This is a genomic window from Streptomyces sp. rh34, assembly GCF_002551245.1.
Taxonomy (GTDB): domain Bacteria; phylum Actinomycetota; class Actinomycetes; order Streptomycetales; family Streptomycetaceae; genus Streptomyces.
This window is the reverse complement of the sequence record NZ_NTGZ01000398.1, coordinates 1-4406: the sequence shown is the minus strand read 5'-3', so window position 1 is coordinate 4406 and position 4406 is coordinate 1. Positions and strand designations below refer to the sequence as shown.

Genomic DNA, 4406 nt, shown 5'->3' with positions numbered 1-4406 from the left:
AGATGTGTATAAGAGACAGAGCCCGGGCTCCCCGGTGCGGATCTGGACGGACGCGGCGGGCTACCCGGTGGAGCCGCCGATGGACGGGCGCACCGCCCGGACGCACGCGGTGCTGGGCGGCATCGGCACGTTCCTGCTCGCCGCCGCATGCGTCGAGGCGGGCCGCCGGCTGACCGTGCGACGCATGGCGCGGCGGCGGTACGCACGGCTGGACCGGGAGTGGGCCGCTGTGGGCCCGGACTGGGGCAGGGCCGGAACGGGCGGCTGACCACGGTCGTCCCCGGCCGGGGGTGACCGCCGCCGACCTCGCTCGGCGGGGCCGATCGTCAACTCCTGCCCCCCACGCGCGCTACGGTGGTCCGACCCCGTCCGCCTCCCCGGCGACGGACGGACCCGAGGCATCGCACAGCACGAGGTGGGGGCAGAGCAACTCCATGGCACAGGGCACGGTCCAGGTGACGCACACCGGCACATCGCGATGGCGCCGCCGCACGGGCGAGTACGCCTCCCTCTCCGCGGCCCTGGAGGCGGCAGCCGACGGCGACGTACTCACCGTCGCGCCCGGGACCTACCGGGAGAATCTCGTGGTCCATCGCGCGGTGACGCTGCGCGGCCCCGAGGGTTCGGCCGGTTCCGTGCGGATCGCGCCGGTCGACGGCGTACCGCTGACCGTGCGCGCCTCCGCGGTCATCCAGGACCTCCATGTCGAGGGCCAGGACTCGGCGGCCCCGGCGCTGCTCGTCGAGGACGGCACGGCGGAGCTGACGGACCTGCGGATCGTGACGCGGTCCGCCGCGGGCATCGAGGTGCGCGGCGCGGCCCGGCCCACCGTGCGGCGCTGCACGGTCGACAATCCGGCCGGAGTCGGCATCGCCGTGCTGGACGGAGCGGGCGGCGTGTTCGAGGAGTGCGAGATCCTCTCCTCGGGCCAGTCCGGGGTCTCGGTCCGCGCCGGCGGGCATCCGCGCCTGGACCGCTGCCGGATCCACCACGCGTCCGGGGCGGGCATCGGCGTCACCGGTGAGGGCAGCGGCCTGGAGGCGTTCGGCTGCGAGGTGTACGAGATCAAGGGCAGCGGGATCCAGATCACCGCCCGCGCCTCGGCCCAGCTGACCGACTGCACGGTGCACCGCACCTCGGCGGACGGCGTCACCCTGGACACCGACGCGGTGCTGACGCTCGCCGACTGCGACATCCACGACATCCCGGAGAACGCGGTCGACCTGCGGTCGCGTTCGGTGCTCACGCTGACCCGCTCCACGGTCCGCCGCTTCGGCCGCAACGGGCTCTCGGTCTGGGATCCGGGGACCCGGGTCGACGCCAACCAGTGCGAGATCCACGACAGTACGGGCGACTACCCGGCGGTCTGGGTCAGCGACGGCGCGACGGTGATACTGGACGCCTGCCGGGTGCACGACGTGCCCGACGCGCTCTTCGTCCTCGACCGGGGGTCGCGCGCCGACGTCGTGGACAGCGACCTCTCCCAGATCCGCAACACCGCCGTCTCCGTGAGCGACGGGGCGACCGCCCAGCTGGACGACTGCCGGATCCGGGAGGCGTCCACGGGCGCCTGGTTCCGTGACCACGGCAGCGGCGGCACGCTGAACAACTGCACCATCGACGCGGCGCAGACCGGGGTCATCGTCACCAAGGGCGCGGACCCCACCATCGAGCGGTGCACGGTCACCTCTCCGGCCGAGGCGGGGTTCTACGTCTCGGCCGAGGGCCGGGGCACCTTCGACAGCTGCCGGGTGACGGGAAGCGAGGGCTACGGCTTCCACATCATGGACGGCTGCCGCACCACGCTCACCCGCTGCCGTACCGAGCGGTGCGCCCGGGGCGGATACGAGTTCCCCGAGGGCGACAACGGCGCCGCGGCCGGCCCGGTGGCCACGGACTGCACGAGCGACGAGAGCGGTCTGCGTACGGCTTCGGCCCCGTCGCCCGCCGTGCTGACGGAAACCCGGTCGACGCCCGGTCTGCTGGGCGCGCTGCCCGGACAGCGCGCGGTCGAACCCGCTCCGGAGCCGGTCGCCCCGGCGAAGCCGGCCCGGGACTCCTCCGCGGTCCTCGGTGAGCTGGACGCGCTCGTGGGCCTGGACAGCGTCAAGCGCGAGGTCCGGGCGCTCACCGACATGATCGAGGTGGGCCGCCGCCGTCAGGAGGCCGGGCTCAAGGCCGCGTCCGTCCGCCGGCACCTCGTCTTCACCGGCTCCCCCGGTACGGGCAAGACCACGGTCGCCCGGCTGTACGGGGAGATCCTGGCCTCGCTCGGGGTGCTGGAGCGCGGTCATCTGGTCGAGGTGTCCCGGGTGGACCTGGTCGGGGAGCACATCGGCTCGACGGCGATCCGGACGCAGGAGGCGTTCGACCGGGCGCGCGGCGGGGTGCTGTTCGTCGACGAGGCGTACGCCCTCTCCCCCGAGGACTCCGGCCGGGACTTCGGGCGGGAGGCCATCGACACGCTGGTGAAGCTGATGGAGGACCACCGGGACGCGGTGGTCGTGATCGTCGCGGGCTACACCCACGAGATGGAGCGGTTCCTCACCGTCAACCCCGGGGTGGCCTCGCGGTTCTCCCGGACCATCACCTTCAGCGACTATCTCCCCGAGGAGCTGCTGCGGATCGTCGAGCAGCAGGCCGAGGAGCACGAGTACAGCCTGGCGGAGGGTGCCGGGGAGGCGCTCCTGAAGTACTTCACGGCGCTCCCCAAGGGCCCCGCCTTCGGCAACGGCCGCACCGCCCGCCAGACCTTCGAGTCGATGGTGGAGCGGCACGCGGGCCGGGTCGCCCAGCTCGCCGAGACGAGCACGGACGACCTGACCCTGCTCTATCCGGAGGACCTTCCCGAGCTGCCCTTCTGAGTTCCTTCCTCCGGCCGCGGCCGGCCGGCCCCGGCCTGCCGGGGCACCAGCGGCCCCAGTTCGTCCAGGAGTGCGGCCCGTTCCTCGGCGAAGACCGGGTCGGCCTGGTAGTCGGAGTGGCCGAGGATCGGTTCGGGCAGCGGGAGCTTCGTGGTCCGCCCGTAGGCCAGCGGGTCCTTCAAGGGACCCCGGTCGACGCCCGGGTCGGGTTCGGCGCAGATGCGGACGGGGCCGCCGATCGGGTCGGTGGCCCGCCACAGATTGCGCCAGCAGTGCACCGAGCGGTGCAGCCCGAGCAGCGGCTCGGGGCCGAAGTAGGCCGGGAACCAGCGCCCGTACAGCCGCTCCAGGGGTGAGCCGTAGGTGAGCAGCGCGACCCGGCGGCGGGTCGCGTCGGGCAGTTGCCAGACGGCGGAGGCGGCGAGCACGCTGCCCTGCGAGTGGCCCGAGATGACGAGTCGGCCCCGGGGCGTGGTGGTCGTCCAGGCGGACATCCGCGAGGCCAGGTCGGGGACGGCGCGCTCGGCGTAACACGGGGGCGCGAAGGGGTGGGCGGCGCGCGGCCAGAAGGTGCCCACGTCCCAGAGGATGCCGATGGTGCGGCGGGCCGAGGCGTCCTTGTAGGCGCGGCGGCCGCCGGCGACGAACAGGACGAAGCCGAAACCGATCAGCCAGGAGCCGGTCGACTGTGCGGCCTCGGCGAACGATTCGAGGAGCGGCCAGCTCCCGTCTGCGGCCCGGCCCGGCACCTCGTCGCTGCGCCAGGAGCCGGCGATCGCGCCCGCCCCGAGCAGCAGGGTGGCCCCGGAGACCACGCCGACGATCCAGGGCGCCGAGTCGGTGAGGGCGGCGGTCGCGCGGATCCGGGCGATGCGGCGGGTACGGCCCTCGTCGGGCGGTTCGGGGGCGTACTCCGCCTCGATGACCGGGCCCAGGCGGCGGGCGGTGCGCACGGTGCGGACGATCAGCACCAGGACCGGGACGAGCAGGAGCAGCAGGAGGACGGGGATGACGGAGGCCTGCCAGCTGAGCAGGACCGGCGGCCCGGCGATGTCGGTGCGGTGGCCCATGCCCGGGCTCCCGGGCCCGTCGAGCCAGTCGGCGACGCGCTGGGCCACCCCGCCGGTCATCACGCCGCCGAGGGCGCAGGCGAGCATCGCGACCGTGGGGCCGCCGAGTCCGTACAGGATGGTGCGCGGTTCGGGGGTGCGGCGGTAGAGACCCCGGGCGACCAGGGCGAGGGCGACGACGAGGACCCCCTGGCCGAGGGCGAGCAGGCGGAAGGCGGTCTCGCCGGGGAGGCTGCCCGAGGACCGCCAGTCCGGGCGCGACCAGGAGGCGTACACGACGGCGAGGGCGAGCAGGGCGAGCGCGGAGCCGGGCAGCCAGGTGGTGAGGGCGGCGTCCAGGCGGGTGTCGCGGGTCCGTTCGCTGCGGCCCCGGCGGCAGACGACCCAGACGACGACGATCGCGCACAGGGCGATGCCGCCCTCGGCTGCGGCGCCGAGGAACCGGGGCACCGGGCCGTCGGTGCTCCGGTCG

The 4406-nt window shown here is 74.4% G+C and carries 2 protein-coding genes and 1 pseudogene; 2 read left to right on the top strand and 1 reads right to left on the bottom strand.

The window, feature by feature from the left end; translation table 11 throughout:
* A partial coding sequence (locus tag CR470_RS36025; protein WP_441350789.1) for an Rv1733c family protein occupies positions 1-268 on the top strand: 268 nt, incomplete at its 5' end.
* A 166-nt stretch (positions 269-434) separates the two neighbouring features.
* Positions 435-2864: a right-handed parallel beta-helix repeat-containing protein gene (locus tag CR470_RS36020; protein WP_097871798.1), complete on the top strand. Its 2430-nt coding sequence runs from the start codon at positions 435-437 to the stop codon at positions 2862-2864.
* Here CR470_RS36020 and CR470_RS36015 read toward each other — a convergent pair.
* Positions 2831-4406: pseudogene (locus CR470_RS36015) on the bottom strand (hypothetical protein); the annotation flags it as partial. The gene CR470_RS36020 and the pseudogene CR470_RS36015 overlap by 34 nt on opposite strands.